This window comes from Thiorhodococcus mannitoliphagus (assembly GCF_010915725.1).
GTDB classification, from domain to species: Bacteria; Pseudomonadota; Gammaproteobacteria; order Chromatiales; family Chromatiaceae; genus Thiorhodococcus; species Thiorhodococcus mannitoliphagus.
In genome coordinates this window covers 1-15,781 of the sequence record NZ_JAAIJR010000122.1, presented here as the reverse complement: position 1 = coordinate 15,781, position 15,781 = coordinate 1, and the positions used below count along the sequence as shown (strand labels likewise).

Here is a 15,781-nt window from a genome sequence, read left to right as displayed (position 1 = left end):
TTGTGGCCCCCCCGTATACCCTAACCCCCACCCGCCGGGGGGCGGGGCCCCCCCCCGGCCCGCGCGGGCGGGGGGGGGGGGGCGCCCGCTCCCACCGGTCGTGCGCTGGGACCAAACGATGATCGAGGCCGATTGATTCCATGTCTGGAATCAATCGCATCGCGTCCAATCTGGCTTGGGGTCTGGCTGCCTGCAGTGCGCGCTGTGGTTGAGCAGCGTGCCGCTAGTTTTCGTCGAGCTTGAGATAGTCCCAGATCTTGCGGGCAACATCGACATCTTCCGGCTGCGGCTCATCTGCGATGAAGCGGCCGGCTTGCCGATTGACATCAAGCACGCGCTGCGCATCTGCGGCTAGCCCGTCCTTGTCCAGGGCTTTGTAGGCATCGACCAGCACTTCCAATGCGTCGTCGACAGCACTGGTTCGCTGGTAGTGCTCGATCACGTAGTTGGCCCGGTTGGCTGCGGCGAGATAGGCTCCACGCTTCATGTAGTAGCGCGCGACATTGACCTCGTTCTGGGCCAGATTGCTGCGCAGATAGACCATGCGCTGCCGTGCGTCCTGGGCATATTTGCTGTTCGGAAAGCGCTCGACGAGGATGGAGAAGTCGTTGAAGGCGTCTAAGGCCGAGCCTGGGTCGCGTTGCGAGGCGTCGGTCGGGATGAAGCGATCCAAGAAGCCGACGCTGCGGTTGTAGTTGACGATGCCCTTGAGGTAGTAGGCGTAGTCCACGTAGGGATTTTGCGGGTAGAGCTTGATGAAGCGATCCGCGGCCGCGATGGCGTCCTCCGGCTCATCCGCCTTGTATTGCGCATAGGCGACGTCGAGCTGCGCTTGCATGGCATAGCGGCCGAAGGGGTAGCGCGCCTCGAGTTTTTCAAAGAGTTCGACCGCGCGCTTGTAATTGTTCGAGTCCAGCTCGGCGGCTGCCTCTGAGTAGAGCTTCGACGCGCTCCAGCCTTCGGTTGGGTCGATCTCCTTGCCGAAGACCCCGCAGCCAGCGAGCGCGGCAACGAGCAGCAGCACTGGCAATCGTGATAACGTTCGTCGCATGTCGAGTCAGTATCCGGTTCAAATCACGGGCAGTATACCCGAAGGTCAGAGCGCGAGGGTGCAGCCTGAACGAGCTGTGGCTCACGCGGTTCAGCGCTGAGGAGTCACGGAGGCCATGATGACAGAGATTGGCACAGGGCTTTGCTCGCGCCGATGAACAGACTACCAAGAGATCGGGTGCAGCGGCATTTGCAGATCGATTCGACCCTGGCCGGCCGTCGGCTCGATCAAGCGCTCGCGACCCTGATGCCCGAGTTTTCGCGCAGTCGGCTCCAGCAGTGGATCGACGCGGGACAGATCCTGGTCGACGATGGTCCGCGCCGCAGCCGCGACAAGGTCTGGGGTGGCGAATCGGTTCGCGTGCAGGCTGAACTCGAAGCCCAAGGCGATTGTCTGGCCCAAGCGATCGCACTCAACCTCGTCTACGAGGACGAGCAGCTTCTGGTCGTCGACAAGCCGGCGGGCCTGGTCGTCCATCCCGCAGCTGGGAATCCCGATGGGACGCTGCAGAATGCGCTGCTGCATCATGAACCTGCACTCGCGGCAGTTCCGCGCGCCGGCATCGTGCATCGGCTCGACAAGGACACGAGCGGTCTGCTCGTGGTCGCCAAGACGCTGCAGGCGCACAATTCGCTGGTCAACCAGCTGCAGGCCCGCGCAGTGCACCGCGAGTACCGCGCACTGGTGCAGGGGCATCTCGTGGCTGGCGGCAGCGTGGATGCGCCCATTGGGCGGCACCCAACACAGCGGGTCAAGATGGCGGTCGTTCGCAATGGCCGCGAGGCTGTAACGCACTATCGGATTCTCGAATCCTTCGCGAGTCACAGCCTCTTGTCCGTCGAACTCGAGACAGGTCGAACACATCAGATTCGTGTGCACATGGCGCACATCAGGCATGCGCTGGTTGGCGATCCCCTTTATGGTGGCCGACCTCGGCCCCCTCAAGGCTGCTCGCCGCAGCTTCGATCCGCGCTGCAGCAGTTTCCGCGTCAGGCACTGCATGCGATTCGGCTGGGGCTGATCCATCCGCAGAGCGGAGAGGCGATGAGTTGGCAGGTACCGATGGCGCGGGACCTAGACGCACTGCTCGACCTTCTTAGGAGCGATGTCGGACATGCAGATCCTCACCCCTGATTGGCCGGCGCCGGCGCGTGTGCGGGCCTGTTCGACGACGCGGGTGGGCGGGGTCAGCGCAGGGCCCTATGCCAGCCTGAACCTCGGTGACCATGTTGGCGATGACCCGGCTCGGGTCGCGCGGAATCGTGAGCGCCTAGCGGCCTATCTCGATCTGCCGGGCCGTCCGGCCTGGCTGCGCCAGGTCCATGGATGTGACATCCTAAGACCGGGCGTCGAGGTGTCTGACAAGGCGGCGGACGGCAGCATTGCCGCGACACCTGGCGAGGTTTGCGTCGTGATGACGGCGGATTGCCTACCGGTGTTGCTTTGCGATGAGCGCGGCACTGAGGTGGCTGCTGTTCACGCCGGCTGGCGCGGCTTGGTCAATGGGGTGATCGAGAGTGCCGTGGCGGCCATGGCCGCCGAACCCGAGCAGCTCTTGGTTTGGCTTGGCCCCGCGATTGGCCCGGATGCCTTTGAGGTGGGCGCGGAGGTGCGCGACCAGTTTCTCGCTGCGGATCCCACTGCGGCCGCGGCGTTTCGATCCAGCGGCACGCGCTGGCTAGCCGATATCTTCGAGCTGGCGCGCCTGCGGCTCAAGCGCTTGGGTATTGGCCGCGTCTACGGTGGCGGGGACTGTACTTATGCGCAGTCGGAGCGTTTTTTTTCCTACCGTCGCGAGGGTGTGACCGGACGCATGGCGAGTCTGATCTGGATCTCACCACAATGAGACGGCCAATAGTGAGACGGCTAAGCGAGATGACAGAGCATGTCTGAGTGGAATCTTTTGACCCTGGTCGGGGCCGACCGCCCAGGGATCGTGTCACGCGTGACACGGGTCATTTGTGAGCTGGGCTGCAATCTGGGCGAGGCCTCGATGATCCGCTTGGGCGGCAACTTCACCATCATGATGATGGTGAGCGGTGAGCAGCCTGACGAGGCCTTGCTTGCCGCGCTGGCCCCGGTCGCCGAGGAGATGGATCTGAGGATTCACCTCGACCCCTCGCACGGCGGCCTGCACCATCATCTGGTACCCAATTACCAGGTGCGCGTGGTGGGTGCCGATCGTGCAGGTATCGTGGCGGACGTGACCGAGATTCTGGCCTCGCGGGGATTCAATATCCTGGAGCTGGAATCGGACGTGGCGGGCGAACTCGATCGGCCCGTCTACATCATGAGTATTCAGGGCTATTGCGGGGACACGCTGGAATCCCTGGATGCCGCGCTGGCGCCTTTGCGCGAGCGCGACGTTTCCGTGGATGTATCGCCCGTCGATGTGCTCATCGGCTGATCCATGGCAATTCTCGAGATACTCAAGCTCCCAGATGAGCGTCTGAAGCAGGTCTCCGAGCCTGTCGAATCCTTCGGGCAGGATCTGCGTGATTTCATCGCCGACCTCGAGGAGACCCGCCAAGCGGGTCCGGCTGCCGTCGGGATCGCGGCGCCTCAGGTGGGCCGGTTCCAACGGATCGTGATCCTTGATGTCTCGACCCGCCCCAAGACGCCGAATAACGGCTATCTGGTTCTCATCAACCCAGAGATCGTCCATTGGGAAGGCTATGCCATGGGCAGGGAGGGCTGTCTGTCGGTTCCTGACTACACGGGCAACGTGATTCGGGCGACGCAGATTCGGTTAAAGGCCCATGATGCCGAGGGCGGCCTGCATGAGTACGCGATGGAAGGCTTCGAGGCGCGTGCCGCTCAGCATGAGATCGACCACCTCGACGGCCTCTTGTTCGTCGACCGTGTCGTGAGCCGCCGCACAGATCTCTATCGTCGCAAGGTTTACAAGTCCTGAAAGCAGGCCCATTTTTTGTGACAATCCCTGCCAACCTCTTGGGTGGCGGCCTCGCGGGTCCGATAACCTAAAGCAGCGACCCAGGAGAAACGCCCCAAGCGGTCGGGCCCATTCGTCCGATGGACGGAAACCACTGCCAAAAGTCTTTGTCTCTCAATGGACGAGCATCGAAAACATAGAGTGATACCCATGAGACAGCGCCTGCACCAATTCCAGCTGGCCATCTTGCTGACGCTGGTCACGGTCACGGCCCTTGCCAAGCCGCACGCGATTCCCCTGTCAGAGCTCTTTCCGAGCCCTGGTCAGACCAAGGCCGCGATCGTCATCAACAAGGTGCTCGAGCGATACCACTACCGCAAGGTCGCGCTCAATCGGTCCTTCGCCAAGCAGGTCTTGGAGAAATACCTGGAAGAGCTGGATCCAAATCGGTCGTTCTTCCTCGCGCGCGACGTGGACCGCTTTGAGACCGGTGCGCGCAATTTGGACGAGAGCCTGCGCCGCGGCGAACTCGATATCGCCTTCGACGTTTTTCGCGTCTACCGCATGCGCGTAGACGAGCGTGTCGCCTATGCGCTCAAGCTCCTCGATGGCCGCTTCAACTTCGATGTCGCCGAGACCTTCACCTTCGACGCCTCGGAGGCGAGCTGGGCCAAGGATAGCTCGGAGCTGGACGACCGCTGGCGCAAGCGCGTCAAGAATGACTTTCTCACCTTGCGGCTAGCCGACAAGTCAGACGAAGAGATCCGCGACCGCCTGCGCAAGCGCTACGAAGGTCTGGCCCGACGCATCCACCAGTTCAATGGCGCAGACGTCTTCCAGGCGTTCATCAACGCCTATACCGGGTCGATCGAGCCGCACACCAGCTATATGTCCCCGAGCACCTCGGAAAATTTCGACATCAGCATGAAGCTCTCGCTCGAGGGCATCGGCGCCGTGCTGAGGGCGGACAACGAATACACCGTGGTGCAGAGCACGGTCCCGGGCGGACCGGCGCGAGAGTCGGGGCAGATCCATGCGGGAGATCAGATCGTCGGTGTCGCGCAGGGGCTTGACGGCTCGATGGAGGATGTCGTCGGCTGGCGTCTCGAGGACGTTGTCGAGAAGATTCGCGGACCCAAGGGCTCTGTCGTGCGTTTGCAGATCATGCCCAAGACGTCCGGTTCGACCGGGCACGCACGCGAGATCTCGCTCGTGCGCAACGAGATCAAGCTGGAAGATCAGGCCGCCAAGAGCTATGTGGTCGACGATCTCAAGAACGGACCCGGCATGAAGGTCGGTGTCATCGAGATCCCCGCCTTTTACCGCGATTTCGATGCCGAGGGCGCGGGAGACCGGGACTTTCGCAGTACCACCCGGGACGTGCGCAAGCTCATCAACGACCTCGTCATGAGCGGCGTCAACGGCATCGTGATCGATCTGCGCGGCAATGGCGGCGGCTCGCTGGCGGAAGCGACCTCGCTGACCGGACTCTTCATCGACAAGGGACCCGTGGTCCAGGTGAAGGACGCCTTCGGCAAGGTCGATGTGGAAGCGGATACGGATCCAGGGGTCGCCTACACGGGGCCGCTCGCCGTGCTGGTTGACCGTGAGAGTGCCTCGGCATCGGAGATCTTCGCCGCGGCCATTCAGGACTATGGCCGTGGCCTCATCATTGGCGAGCCCACCTTCGGTAAGGGCACGGTTCAGACATTGATCGACCTCAATCGCTATGTGCCTGGTGACCATGACGATCTCGGCCGCCTGCGCTTGACCATGGCCGAGTTTTTCCGCATCAGCGGCGGGAGCACCCAGTTGCGTGGCGTTGAGCCAGATATCAGCTTCCCCAGCGCGAACTACATGACCGAGCACGGTGAGCGCTCGCTCGACAACGCGCTGCCCTGGACACGTATCGATCCGGCAAAGTTCCAGAAGACCGGCGCCGTGACCTTCGACGTCTTGAAAATGAAGTCGGATCAGCGGATCGCGGGTAATCTCGGCTTCAAGATGCTCGAGGAGCGCAGCAAGCTGATGCGTGATGTCGATGAGCAGAAGCAGGTGTCACTGCGCGAGCGTGAGCGGCGTGCCAAGGAGGAGCAGCGGGACCGCACCTTCAAGGCGGAGCGTGAGCTTTTTCTGCGTTCCAAGGGCATGACGCCGATCGACGAGGATGCCGATCAGGTCGATGAAGATGCCTTGGACGCGCAGCGCGACGCCATTGCTCGCATTGAGGTGGAGGAGGCGGCCAGCATCCTCGTGGACGCCATCCAGTCGGAGCGCGGTAACAGCCCTCGTGCGGTCATGAGGGACTGAGCTTGACGTTTCTTGCAGCGAGTCTCGAGCAGCGCGTTGCGCGGCTCGAGCGTGCGGGCGCGACGGATGCGCTCAAAGACAACCGGATTGGGCTCGAGAAGGAAGGGCTGCGTGTGTCCTGTGAGGGGCGAATTGCCGAGTCGCCTCACCCCGCAGCCCTGGGGTCCGCTCTGACGCACCCCTACATCACCACCGACTTCTCCGAAGCCCTGCTCGAGCTGATCACGCCAGCGCTGAGCGCCCCCGGTGCGGTGATCGATTTTCTGCAGCATGTCCACACCCATGTCTACCGCCACCTGGGCGACGAGCTGCTGTGGGCGACGAGCATGCCATGCGTCCTCGAAGGTGGCGCGCGGATTCCCCTGGCCTACTACGGCAGCTCCAACGCGGCCACCATGAAGACGGCCTATCGGCGTGGACTGGGGAATCGCTACGGACGCACCATGCAGGTCATTGCCGGGGTGCACTTCAATTTCTCCTTTGCCGATGCCTTCTGGGCGCTCTATCAGGACAGGCTATCCCCAGACGAGGATTCCGCTCGCTTTAACGCCGAGTCTCAGATGGGCATGATCCGCAACCTGCAGCGGCTCGGCTGGCTGGTGCCCTATCTCTTTGGAGCGTCACCCGCCGTCTGTGCGAGCTTCGTACAAGGGCAGGAGACAGATCTGGATCGATTCGACGCCACGACCCTCTACTATCCCTATGCGACGTCGCTGCGCATGGGCGATATCGGCTATCAGAATAAGCAGGAAGAAGGCACTGGCATGAAGGCCAGCTACGATAGCCTGGACGCCTATGTTCGCAGCCTAACCTGGGCCATCGAGACACCTTGCCCCCAGTACGAGAGCATTGGTGTGAAGATCGGTGACCGCTACGAGCAACTGAATGCCAACGTCCTGCAGATCGAGAACGAGTACTACAGTACGGTTCGGCCGAAGCAGATTACCCAGTGGATGGAAAAGCCCACGGTTGCCCTACGTCGGCGCGGCATTGGCTATGTGGAGCTGCGCTCGCTGGACGTGAATCTGTTTGAGCCAGTTGGCGTGGGCTTGGAGCAGCTGTACTTTCTCGAAACCCTGATGCTCCATTGTTTGCTTCAAGAGAGTCCGCGCATTGGTAGCCGTGAGCGCCGCGATATCGACGAGAATGAGGTGTTGACGGCGCACCGCGGCCGCGAACCAGGACTGAAGCTGGCGCGGGACAGGTCTGCGGTCCAGTTGAAGGTCTGGGCAGAGGAGGTTCTTGGCGACATGCAGGCCGTGGCCGCGCTGCTGGATGGCGCCTCGGAAGGTCCGTATCTAGACAGCCTGCGTCAGCAGTTGGAAAAGGTTAGGGATCCGGACATGACGCCGTCGGCCATGATGCTGAGCGAGATGCGCGAACGCGGTGAGGGCTTCTTCGCGATGGCGAGGCGCCGCTCGTGCGAGCACCGGGAGCACTTCAAGCGTCAAGTCCTAGATGCTGCGGTCGTCGAGGATTTCGATCGCTGGGCCCGGGTCTCTGTCGAGCGTCAGCGTGAGATCGAACGCGCTGACGACCAGCCTTTCGATGATTTCCTGCAGGCCTACTTCGCACAGTCGGAGCGTCCTGCTTTCCTTTGAGCCTGGGTCCGATGATTTGCACCGCAAGGGTGCAAAGGACGCGCAGAGCATCAGAGGTTCTTTGAAGGCGCTTTCGTGATACTTCGTGGGAGCGGCGCCCCGTCGCGACGACCCCGCGTGATACTCCGTGGGAGCGGCGCCCCGCCGCGACGACCCCGCCTCAGGACGGTGCTCCGAGAAGCCAGCGCTTTGCAAACAGCTTCTAAGGGGCATTCCGCGCGAAAGCGCTAATTGCGCATAAAGAAACGGCCCCAATCGCAGAGGCGGTTGGAGCCGGTGAGGTCGGCGTTGGGGCGGGCGGTACATCCACCCGCTGTGCGCGCTTACTCGGTGCTGGTCTTCTTATCCTGAGGGGCCGCCGCCTGCTGCTGCGGGGCCGACGTCATGCCAGGTGCCATGCCGTAGGACGGTTGGGGGAAAGGACGATTGCCTCGCATGGCGCGGCGCTGCTCGTTCATTGCCTTGACTGCCGCGCGGCGCTCTTCCATCCGCTTGCGGGAGTCGGCGCGATAGGCGTCCATCTCCTTCATGCGTTCTTCGATCGAGCTGGGCATGGCAGGGAAGGCCATCTCGGGCATTGCCGGAGCCGCCGGAAATTGTCCGAACTCAGGGAACGCCGGCATCTCTGGCATGGCCGGATACTCACCCAGCGCCGGGACCGGGGGCATTTCCGGAATCGCGGGGGCTGCCGGGAAGGGGCGCGTCTCGAAACCTGGCGCTGCCGGATACTGACCCTGCATCTCCTGAAGCCTTGCCATCTGCGCTTCAGCGGCCTTCTTCTGGGCCTCGAAGGCCTCCTGCATGGCCTTGCTCTGCTGCTCCATAAAGGCCTGCTGCTGTTCGACCATGGCTTGCTGCTGCTCTTGGGTCGGAATGGGCGGCTGATAAGGTGCCGCATACCAGGCAAAGGCCGAGGTGGTTGCTGCTGCGAAGGCGATGGCCGAAGCCGCTTGGATCATCTTTGACATGAAACACACCTAAAGTCGTTTTTCGAAGTGGATTGAGAGAGGCCGAGCAATAAGCCTTGCACCATCCGCTGTGCTTTCTGTTATTCCTGCGGCACGCGTCTGCGGATGCCAAATGGGTCACTTGGTCGAGACGGCGTGTATCAATGGCTCCCAGCAGTGTGCTGCCAGCCAATTAGGAGATGAGTATATAAGAAAATGATGAAATAGCAATAGGCGATTCGCCGCTTCGGGCGGTTTTGGTCCTGGTCGGCCGCTCTGGGCGCTGGTGGTGCTTCCCGACCTCAGAAAAGCCGATTCAGGCCATTGAGCGCTGCGACGCGGTAAGCCTCGGCCATGGTGGGGTAGTTGAAGGTGGTCTCGGTGAAGTAGCGCAGATTATTGGCCTCGCCTTGCTGCGACATGATGGCTTGGCCGATATGGACGATCTCAGCGGCCTGCTCGCCGAAGCAGTGGATGCCTAGAATCTCCAGCGTGTCCCGGTGGAATAGGAGCTTGAGCATGCCAACAGTGTGCCCGGTGATCTGGGCGCGTGCGATGCTTTTGAAATCGGCCTGCGCGACTTCGTATGGAATGTGATTGGCCGTCAGCTCGCGCTCCGTGCGGCCGATGGAGCTGATCTCAGGCACCGTGTAGATGCCGGTGGGAAACTCGTCGACGAGCGACCAGTCGCAGGCACCGTCGGCAATATGGGCGCCGACGAAGCGGCCTTGATCATAGCTTGCGCTCGCGAGTGCCGGTGGACCTGCCACATCGCCGACGGCGTAGATGTGCGGCAAGGCGGTCTGATAGCTGGCGTTCACGTCCAGCTGTCCGCGCGCGTTCGGGGCGAGTCCGATGTCTTCCAAACCCATGTCTTGCGTATTGCCGGTGCGGCCGTTGGCCCAGAGCAGCACGTCCGTTCTGAACTTCTTGCCGGATTTGCAGTGCAGCACGACCCCCTTGTCGTCGGCCTCGACGCGCTCACAGGTCTCGTTGTTGCGGATGACGACCCCTTGTTGACGCAGATGGTAGCTCAGGGCGTCTGTGATCTCGTCATCCAAGAAGGACAGGAGGCGGTCCCTGGTGTTGACCAGATTGACCTTGACGTCGAGCGCACCGAGGATCGAGGCATATTCGCAGCCGATCACGCCGGCGCCATAGATGGTCAGCGAGCGCGGGGTGTGCTGCAGGGCAAGCACGGAGTCGCTGTCGCGGATGCCTTGATGGCTGAAATCGATGTCCGGGGGGTGGTAAGGGCGTGAGCCCGTGGCGATGACGAAAGACTTGGCGTGCAACTCCTCGGAGAGCCCGCCCGGACGCCTCACCTCGATGACATTGGGCGCCATGAAATGCGCTCGGCCGAAGATGACTTCGACGCGGTTGCGTTGGTAGTAGCGATAGCGTGTTCGCACCTGCTCGTTGATGACGCCGTCGGCGGCCCTGAGCAAATCCGGAAACTCGACATCGATTTGGTGCTGTGTGTGCTGGAAGAGCGGATTGCGGCGGTAGTCCGCGAGCATTTGGATGGAGTGACGCAGGGCCTTGCTGGGGATGGTGCCCCAGTGCGTGCAGCCTCCGCCGACCGCATCGTGCGCCTCAATGACCGCGATACGCTGGCCTGCCTTGGCGAGCTTCATGGCCGCGCCCTCGCCGCCGGGTCCTGTTCCAATGACAATGCTGTCGAATTCGCGTGCGGTCATCGGTGCTTTCTCTCGTCGCTGCTGCAAATCGTGCGCGTCGGTTCCGCTCGGACTTGATCACAGACTGCGCGACCCCGCTGCACGGAATCCTGAGAAGCAGGGGAGGGCGTCTCGGGCGGTTGTCCTCGGCACCGCACAGGGTACCACGAATGCCGAACAGCCCTTGTCGTCGAGGGGCGGCGACCTCACCACCTATCGGTTTTGTGTAGCCAGGGCTTCCAGCCCTGGCAAACCAGGCCAGGATGGCCTGGCGACGCAGGCTTGGAGCGGCTGTTCCGGTTGATTTCGGGAAACCGAGAGGTGTTGAGGGGCGGCGACACAAATCGATCCGCCGGCGAGCGGCTGGACTTTGCCGCCAACGCAAAGGGGCAAGCTGAGGGCTGAGGGCCTGGGGAGTGACCAACCTCAGACGATTTCGCGCTGGCGGAGCCGTGATGGCAGGTGCTTGGGCTGATGAGATGCGGTCCTGGCATCTCATCAGCGCCCAGGTGGCGCGACTAGAGAAAGTCGGGGAGGTGTTTGCGAATCGTCTCAGGGGGCTGGGTTGTCAGGTTCTTGTCCAACTCGCCAGCGATCAGCTGTTTCAGTGACGCTGATTGGTGCTTGCGCAAGAGACCGAGCAGTGCTGGCGAGGCGACGACGTAGAGCTTGCTGAAACGGCCTTCGTTGCGCGCTGATTCGAGGTCCTCGCAGAGGAGGCTGGCGAAACGGTCCGCATTCTCCTGCTTGTGGTCGTCTTCACCGTTGACCCCATGAGCCCCCGCAGCTGGTGTTTGGCCGCGGCCGCCTTTGTCGCTGATGAGATCGCCTGAGTGGAGCCTGCCTTCAGGAAAGGCCATGGAGCTGACTTCAGTTAAGGGACCCGCAGCCTTCTCGGCGGTGAAGATTCGGGCGCGGCTGTTGTCTGCAACCAGGATCCAAGTCGGCATAAGACTTACCTTCCTCGTGGGTTGTGCCCGGGCATCGGGTGTCCAGGCGGTGAGGCTCGATTCGGCGTTCTTACTCAGAACTGCATCGGGTCTTCGCTGACAACAAGCAACCCAGTGAAGCGCGAGAGCTTGTTGGGCTTAGGATGGGCGTGCTTAGGGCGATCGCTTGAACTCCGCTCCGTTCTCGGGCACCTCAGACGTCTGGGGATGAAGCAGCCCGACAACCGCCGTTTCGAGCCGGGATCTGAGATCTGAGAGGCTGTCTGAATATTGCAATCGCTCGAGCTGTAGGGGCGAATTCATTCGCCCTCCCCCCAGTGCCAAGGGCGACTAAAGTCGCCCCTTGAGGTTTGTCAGACAGCCTCTGAGCCAATGATTCGCTGATTCAATGCCAATCTGGCTCTTGCCTCAAGGTTGAGCCAGGCAGCTGCCGACCAGCTGGAAACCAGCAAGGCCGCGGCCTCGCTTTGGATGTCTCGCGCGACATCGCTGTATTCAGCAGTTCCCTCGAATCAAGTGTAACAGGCGTGTCATGAAGATGCGTCCCGGCCAACGAAGTCGGCTGAGTCGGTTTCTTCCAGCGGCATAGCGCCAGACTCGATCGGCTTAGCGATGAGAGGGATGTCTTTGCTTGCTCATCGGCTCGCTTGATGATTCTAGAAAAAGCCGCTAGCCACCGGCAGACGGCGTAAAGCTTTGTTCTGGAGCGATTTTGCGGTGCCCGATCCTTCACCCCATTGGGCTAAAGCTAGGCCCTCATGCGAATGCACTCAAGATACGCGACTTCATCGAAATCTTGTGGACCTTGCTGGCTGGTCCAGAGGGCTTGGGCCAAGCATTCCATCATTCGATGCTCGACCGCGTGTGTGTCCGGGCAACGGCTGCAGAGGTCCTGGAAGGCGGCTCGTATTCCCTGCGGACGGTCGATGCTGAGCTGTTCATGTACGGCGATGTGCAGTCCCATGTGGAAGAAGGGGTTGGCATGCCCCGCCTCGGTGATGAAATCCTTGTCGAGGATCTGCTCGCCGGTTTCTAGCATTGACTGGTATTCAGGATGCTGGCGGATCACGCTGACGATCTGAGCCTCGACGGGCTCCAGCGGTTGGCCATCGGTGGCTTTACGCCATGCCTCGATGAAGATGCGGCGATGAGTCTCTCGATTTGTGGCGAGCATAGGAGCTTGGTCTCTCGGAATCTTTGGGTCTTGGGTGCGCGGCTTTCGGTGGACGGCCAATGGGGTCATGCGTGCGCCCGAGGGCGTCTCTCTGGCTGATGCGGGTCAGCCAGGACTCGCCGACAGCTTGTCCGGATGCTCGCAAAGGTCCGAGATGAGACAAGACTCACAGCGTGGTTTGCGGGCGATGCAGACGTAGCGGCCATGCAGAATGAGCCAATGGTGCGCGTCTTTGCGGAATTCTTTGGGCACATGTCGGAGGAGTTTCTGCTCGACCGCGAGGGGCGTGGCGCCTGGGGCCAAGCGGGTGCGATTGGCGACGCGAAAGATATGGGTATCGACGGCGATGGTCGGCTCGCCAAACGCCGTATTCAGAATCACGTTCGCGGTCTTGCGGCCAACGCCCGGCAAGGCTTCGAGCGCTTGGCGGTTCCTGGGTACCTCCCCGTCATGCTCCGAAACCAGCATCGCGCAGGTCTTCATGATGTTCTTTGCCTTGCTGTTGAAGAGCCCGATCGTCCGGACATGCGTCTTGAGGCCGTCTTCGCCAAGCGCCAAGATTGCCTCGGGCGTGCTTGCGGCGGCAAAGAGTCCGGCGGTGGCCTTGTTCACGCTCTTGTCGGTTGCCTGGGCAGAGAGGATGACCGCGATAAGCAGCTCGAACGGGGTTCGATAAACCAGCTCTGTGGTGGGGCTGGGGTTGGCGTCTCGGAGTCTTCCGAAGATTTGACGGCGTTTTTCAGCGTTCATCGCTTGCATTGTATTTGAGACTGTCGTCTGATGTGGCACGTCCTATGCGCAGTCGAGCAGATGCTTGATGTCAAACGTCCGCCGATGCAGCCGGATCCTCGGATAGACCTTCCCGAAACCATTCCGCTTCCGACAGGTGCCCATGAAAAGTCTGGTCAGGATGCTCGCGTTGCTGCTGCTCGTGCCGGCCGCTTGGGCGACGACCGATCCGTCTCAGTCTGGAGGCAAGTCCCAAGCAGGCGCAGCCGCTGGGGGCGGCGCTGAGGCCCCGGCGGCAAGCCCAAAGTTTCCAACGCCGCCCAGCCGGGCCAAGCCGAGCCGTGCCCGGGTCAAGACCTTGATCAAGGGCGTTGCGCGGCGGTACGGAGTGGAAGAGGCGTTGATTCGCGCCATCGTCGCTGCCGAGTCGAATTACAATGCACACGCTGTCTCACGTGCAGGGGCGGTCGGTCTAATGCAGCTGATGCCGGCGACAGCCGCAGATTACGGGGTCGGCTCGGTGCAAGCCTTGTTCGACGCGGAAACCAACTTGCGCACGGGGACACGGCATCTCAAGCGGCTGCTCAGAAAGTACGGGAACGACTACGGTCGCGTGATCATGGCCTACAACGCTGGCGAGGGAGTGGTGGACCGCACGAACAGCCGCGTGACTTACCGCGAGACTCTCAACTACACGGAGGCGGTCATCAAGAATTATCGCAGCTATGGCGGAAAGGCTCCGACGCAGGCGGCCCTCAATCAGGTCTATACGCTCAGACGCGTGAGCAGCAAGGGGCAGGCGCGTCGCTTGATGAAGAAGTTTCTGGACCCGTCACTGCTGTCTCTGAAGGTCAAGCCGACCTTGGGCGTTCGCTTCTTGAACCCATCACTCCACGAGGCTGGACCCGAGAGTCAGCCAATGTTTGAGTTGGACGCCAAGTCTGCCCGCTGAGAGCTGTGACGGCTGTCAAGATCATGATCGCGAGCCGATGGTGCCGTCGCCAAAAGCGCTATAGTAGAGTATCAATGCCAAGGTCGATCGGGCGGGGGGGTTGCCGCTTTCTGATCGAGAATGCTACGAGAGTAAAGAGTGAGAGCCCGAGGCGACCGGTAAACCAGACACATGAACCATACGCTTCAGAAATTGCGGGAGATCGCGCAGGAAAGTGTCCTCAGCGCAGAGGACTCCATCGTTCAGAAACGGGAGATCTTCGCCTCCTGTGCCGAGCTTGCGGCGCCCTTGATCCATGCCTTTAAGGATGTCGAGAACGAGTTCGTCCGCATCGCCGTGATGCGTCAGATCTGGCCCTACGACTTCGACCGCCGCGATGACCGGGTGGCCGGCCTCCTCGTCAATATGATCGGTCCCGCTGAGGCTCCGATCGGTCTCAAGATCGCCGTGCCGCACGGATTCCTCCAATTCGAGGTCCTGATCAAGCCAGGAACCCAACCCGTGTACTCCTGTGTTCGCGATACGCACGGACAGCGGCCGCTGGCGATGGATTTCCCGAACTCAGAGGCATGGTTGGAGTTCTTCTACAAGTCGATCGCTGATCTCATCGAACTCTAGTCGCGGCAGAAGGCTCAGATGCCTGACTTCTCAGTCGCGCTCGCCCTCTACGATTTTGCCCCTGTTGTCCTCACGGGCTTGGCAGTGTGGCTGCTAGCCTCACTCGCTCGCGTGATAGAGCGCGCGCACTATCCAATGATGTTGCTCGGCGGGGTCCTGGTGGTTTCGGGTGGCTTGGCGAAGGCGCTCTGGAAGCTCATTGCTGCCCTGACGGGGCAGGATATCGGGTGGCTTGCGGCGCTGCTCTTTCCGCTCATGGCGCCGGGATTCACCCTGATTGCCGTCGCTGCATGGGGCATCTTGGACCGCGTGCGCGGACAATTGCCACGGCTTGGCTGGTTGGCGGCATCCGTCACCTTGCTTGTGCTGATTGCCGCCGTGGGGGTGCGCGAGTGGGTGCTGTCCATTCCGCGCGGCTGGTTCATGCCGCTCTTGGTCTTCACGAGCCTCGGCAATCTGGTCGCGAGCGTCCAGCTGATTCGCGCCTCGCTGCACCTTCGCAGCAGAGTCGCCGCCTCACTCTTCGGACTCAATCTCCTGTTCGTCTTCGCCTTGCCGCCCATCGCGATCGCTGCACCAGCAACGCTTTGGATGCACTGGGTCGAGCAGACGCTTACGACCGCCGGCGCCGGATGTTTCGCGGCCGCAGCCTATCTGCTGTGGCGATTGGTACAGCAACCTTGGCCCCCAGTGTCAGGATAGAAGTCGCCTCCCCTGGGAGGATGTGTGTGAGGATGGGGGCATGATCGTCCTGGCCCTTGCGCCCGCTGGCTGTCGCTGTCCACTCGCCCTCCGGGCTCCTTCCCAGCGACAGCCAGCGGGCGCGGCGCGAGCCCCCAGGACCAGCAACGAGGCGCCGCATTGTGAAGACCTATTA

Annotated in this window: 15 protein-coding genes; 9 read left to right on the top strand and 6 right to left on the bottom strand. The window is 61.7% G+C overall.

What is annotated here, in order from left to right:
* Window positions 1-223: 223 nt before the first annotated feature.
* On the bottom strand, window positions 224-1,051 hold the full coding sequence (locus G3480_RS21020) for an outer membrane protein assembly factor BamD (RefSeq protein ID WP_164655852.1): 828 nt from the start codon (window positions 1,049-1,051) through the stop codon (window positions 224-226).
* A gap of 153 nt (window positions 1,052-1,204) precedes the next feature.
* Between G3480_RS21020 and rluD the strand changes: the two genes are divergently transcribed.
* The 6 genes from rluD to gshA all read left to right on the top strand — a co-directional run bounded on the left by rluD (window position 1,205) and on the right by gshA (window position 7,855).
* Entirely contained in the window at window positions 1,205-2,185 is a 981-nt protein-coding gene (gene rluD, locus G3480_RS21015) for a 23S rRNA pseudouridine(1911/1915/1917) synthase RluD (RefSeq protein WP_164655851.1), read from the top strand.
* Window positions 2,166-2,897 carry a peptidoglycan editing factor PgeF gene (pgeF, locus tag G3480_RS21010; protein WP_206171829.1) on the top strand — a complete coding sequence of 244 codons (732 nt, stop codon included), beginning with the start codon at window positions 2,166-2,168 and terminating at the stop codon, window positions 2,895-2,897. The genes rluD and pgeF overlap by 20 nt, the downstream gene beginning before the upstream one ends.
* 39 nt (window positions 2,898-2,936) lie before the next feature.
* Window positions 2,937-3,458 (top strand): glycine cleavage system transcriptional repressor, encoded by a 522-nt coding sequence (locus G3480_RS21005; RefSeq protein WP_164655849.1) that lies wholly within the window; start codon window positions 2,937-2,939, stop codon window positions 3,456-3,458.
* Between the two features lie 3 nt (window positions 3,459-3,461).
* Window positions 3,462-3,965, top strand: a complete 504-nt coding sequence (gene def, locus G3480_RS21000; RefSeq protein WP_164655848.1) for a peptide deformylase — start codon at window positions 3,462-3,464, stop codon at window positions 3,963-3,965.
* Window positions 3,966-4,154: 189 nt separating this feature from the next.
* Window positions 4,155-6,254, top strand: a complete 2,100-nt coding sequence (locus G3480_RS20995) for a carboxy terminal-processing peptidase (RefSeq protein ID WP_164655847.1) — start codon at window positions 4,155-4,157, stop codon at window positions 6,252-6,254.
* A 2-nt stretch (window positions 6,255-6,256) separates the two neighbouring features.
* Window positions 6,257-7,855: a glutamate--cysteine ligase gene (gshA, locus tag G3480_RS20990; RefSeq protein ID WP_164655846.1), complete on the top strand. Its 1,599-nt coding sequence runs from the start codon at window positions 6,257-6,259 to the stop codon at window positions 7,853-7,855.
* A 323-nt stretch (window positions 7,856-8,178) separates the two neighbouring features.
* On the opposite strand, the gene G3480_RS20985 is transcribed toward gshA, so the two are convergent.
* From G3480_RS20985 to nth, 5 genes are all read right to left on the bottom strand, one after another.
* The gene (locus tag G3480_RS20985) at window positions 8,179-8,823 is read right to left on the bottom strand and encodes a hypothetical protein (RefSeq protein WP_164655845.1); all 645 of its coding nucleotides are present in this window, start codon (window positions 8,821-8,823) and stop codon (window positions 8,179-8,181) included.
* A 281-nt stretch (window positions 8,824-9,104) separates the two neighbouring features.
* Window positions 9,105-10,502 (bottom strand): Si-specific NAD(P)(+) transhydrogenase, encoded by a 1,398-nt coding sequence (gene sthA, locus G3480_RS20980; RefSeq protein ID WP_164655844.1) that lies wholly within the window; start codon window positions 10,500-10,502, stop codon window positions 9,105-9,107.
* 497 nt (window positions 10,503-10,999) lie between these two features.
* The gene (locus G3480_RS20975) at window positions 11,000-11,431 is read right to left on the bottom strand and encodes a host attachment protein (protein WP_164655843.1); all 432 of its coding nucleotides are present in this window, start codon (window positions 11,429-11,431) and stop codon (window positions 11,000-11,002) included.
* Window positions 11,432-12,179: 748 nt separating this feature from the next.
* Window positions 12,180-12,605, bottom strand: a complete 426-nt coding sequence (locus tag G3480_RS20970; protein ID WP_164655842.1) for a DUF1841 family protein — start codon at window positions 12,603-12,605, stop codon at window positions 12,180-12,182.
* Window positions 12,606-12,710: 105 nt separating this feature from the next.
* Window positions 12,711-13,355 (bottom strand): endonuclease III, encoded by a 645-nt coding sequence (gene nth / locus G3480_RS20965; protein ID WP_164655841.1) that lies wholly within the window; start codon window positions 13,353-13,355, stop codon window positions 12,711-12,713.
* Between the two features lie 142 nt (window positions 13,356-13,497).
* Here nth and G3480_RS20960 point away from each other — a divergent pair, with 142 nt between their 5' ends.
* From G3480_RS20960 to G3480_RS20950, 3 genes are all read left to right on the top strand, one after another.
* Window positions 13,498-14,286, top strand: coding sequence for a lytic transglycosylase domain-containing protein (locus tag G3480_RS20960; RefSeq protein ID WP_164655840.1), 789 nt, complete (start codon window positions 13,498-13,500; stop codon window positions 14,284-14,286).
* A gap of 171 nt (window positions 14,287-14,457) precedes the next feature.
* On the top strand, window positions 14,458-14,904 hold the full coding sequence (locus tag G3480_RS20955) for a hypothetical protein (RefSeq protein WP_164655839.1): 447 nt from the start codon (window positions 14,458-14,460) through the stop codon (window positions 14,902-14,904).
* Window positions 14,905-14,922: 18 nt separating this feature from the next.
* Window positions 14,923-15,606, top strand: coding sequence for a hypothetical protein (locus tag G3480_RS20950; protein WP_164655838.1), 684 nt, complete (start codon window positions 14,923-14,925; stop codon window positions 15,604-15,606).
* Window positions 15,607-15,781 lie beyond the last annotated feature (175 nt).

Excerpts from the sequence above, each read along its gene's own strand:
- G3480_RS20985 (WP_164655845.1), bottom strand. The coding sequence starts at position 8,823 with ATGTCAAAGATGATCCAAGCGGCTTCGGCCATCGCCTTCGCAGCAGCA.
- G3480_RS20975 (WP_164655843.1), bottom strand. The coding sequence starts at position 11,431 with ATGCCGACTTGGATCCTGGTTGCAGACAACAGCCGCGCCCGAATCTTC.
- G3480_RS20955 (WP_164655839.1), top strand. The coding sequence starts at position 14,458 with ATGAACCATACGCTTCAGAAATTGCGGGAGATCGCGCAGGAAAGTGTC.
- G3480_RS20995 (WP_164655847.1), top strand. The coding sequence starts at position 4,155 with ATGAGACAGCGCCTGCACCAATTCCAGCTGGCCATCTTGCTGACGCTG.
- nth (WP_164655841.1), bottom strand. The coding sequence starts at position 13,355 with ATGAACGCTGAAAAACGCCGTCAAATCTTCGGAAGACTCCGAGACGCC.
- sthA (WP_164655844.1), bottom strand. The coding sequence starts at position 10,502 with ATGACCGCACGCGAATTCGACAGCATTGTCATTGGAACAGGACCCGGC.
- G3480_RS20950 (WP_164655838.1), top strand. The coding sequence starts at position 14,923 with ATGCCTGACTTCTCAGTCGCGCTCGCCCTCTACGATTTTGCCCCTGTT.
- rluD (WP_164655851.1), top strand. The coding sequence starts at position 1,205 with ATGAACAGACTACCAAGAGATCGGGTGCAGCGGCATTTGCAGATCGAT.
- def (WP_164655848.1), top strand. The coding sequence starts at position 3,462 with ATGGCAATTCTCGAGATACTCAAGCTCCCAGATGAGCGTCTGAAGCAG.
- pgeF (WP_206171829.1), top strand. The coding sequence starts at position 2,166 with ATGCAGATCCTCACCCCTGATTGGCCGGCGCCGGCGCGTGTGCGGGCC.
- G3480_RS20970 (WP_164655842.1), bottom strand. The coding sequence starts at position 12,605 with ATGCTCGCCACAAATCGAGAGACTCATCGCCGCATCTTCATCGAGGCA.
- G3480_RS21005 (WP_164655849.1), top strand. The coding sequence starts at position 2,937 with ATGTCTGAGTGGAATCTTTTGACCCTGGTCGGGGCCGACCGCCCAGGG.
- G3480_RS21020 (WP_164655852.1), bottom strand. The coding sequence starts at position 1,051 with ATGCGACGAACGTTATCACGATTGCCAGTGCTGCTGCTCGTTGCCGCG.
- G3480_RS20960 (WP_164655840.1), top strand. The coding sequence starts at position 13,498 with ATGAAAAGTCTGGTCAGGATGCTCGCGTTGCTGCTGCTCGTGCCGGCC.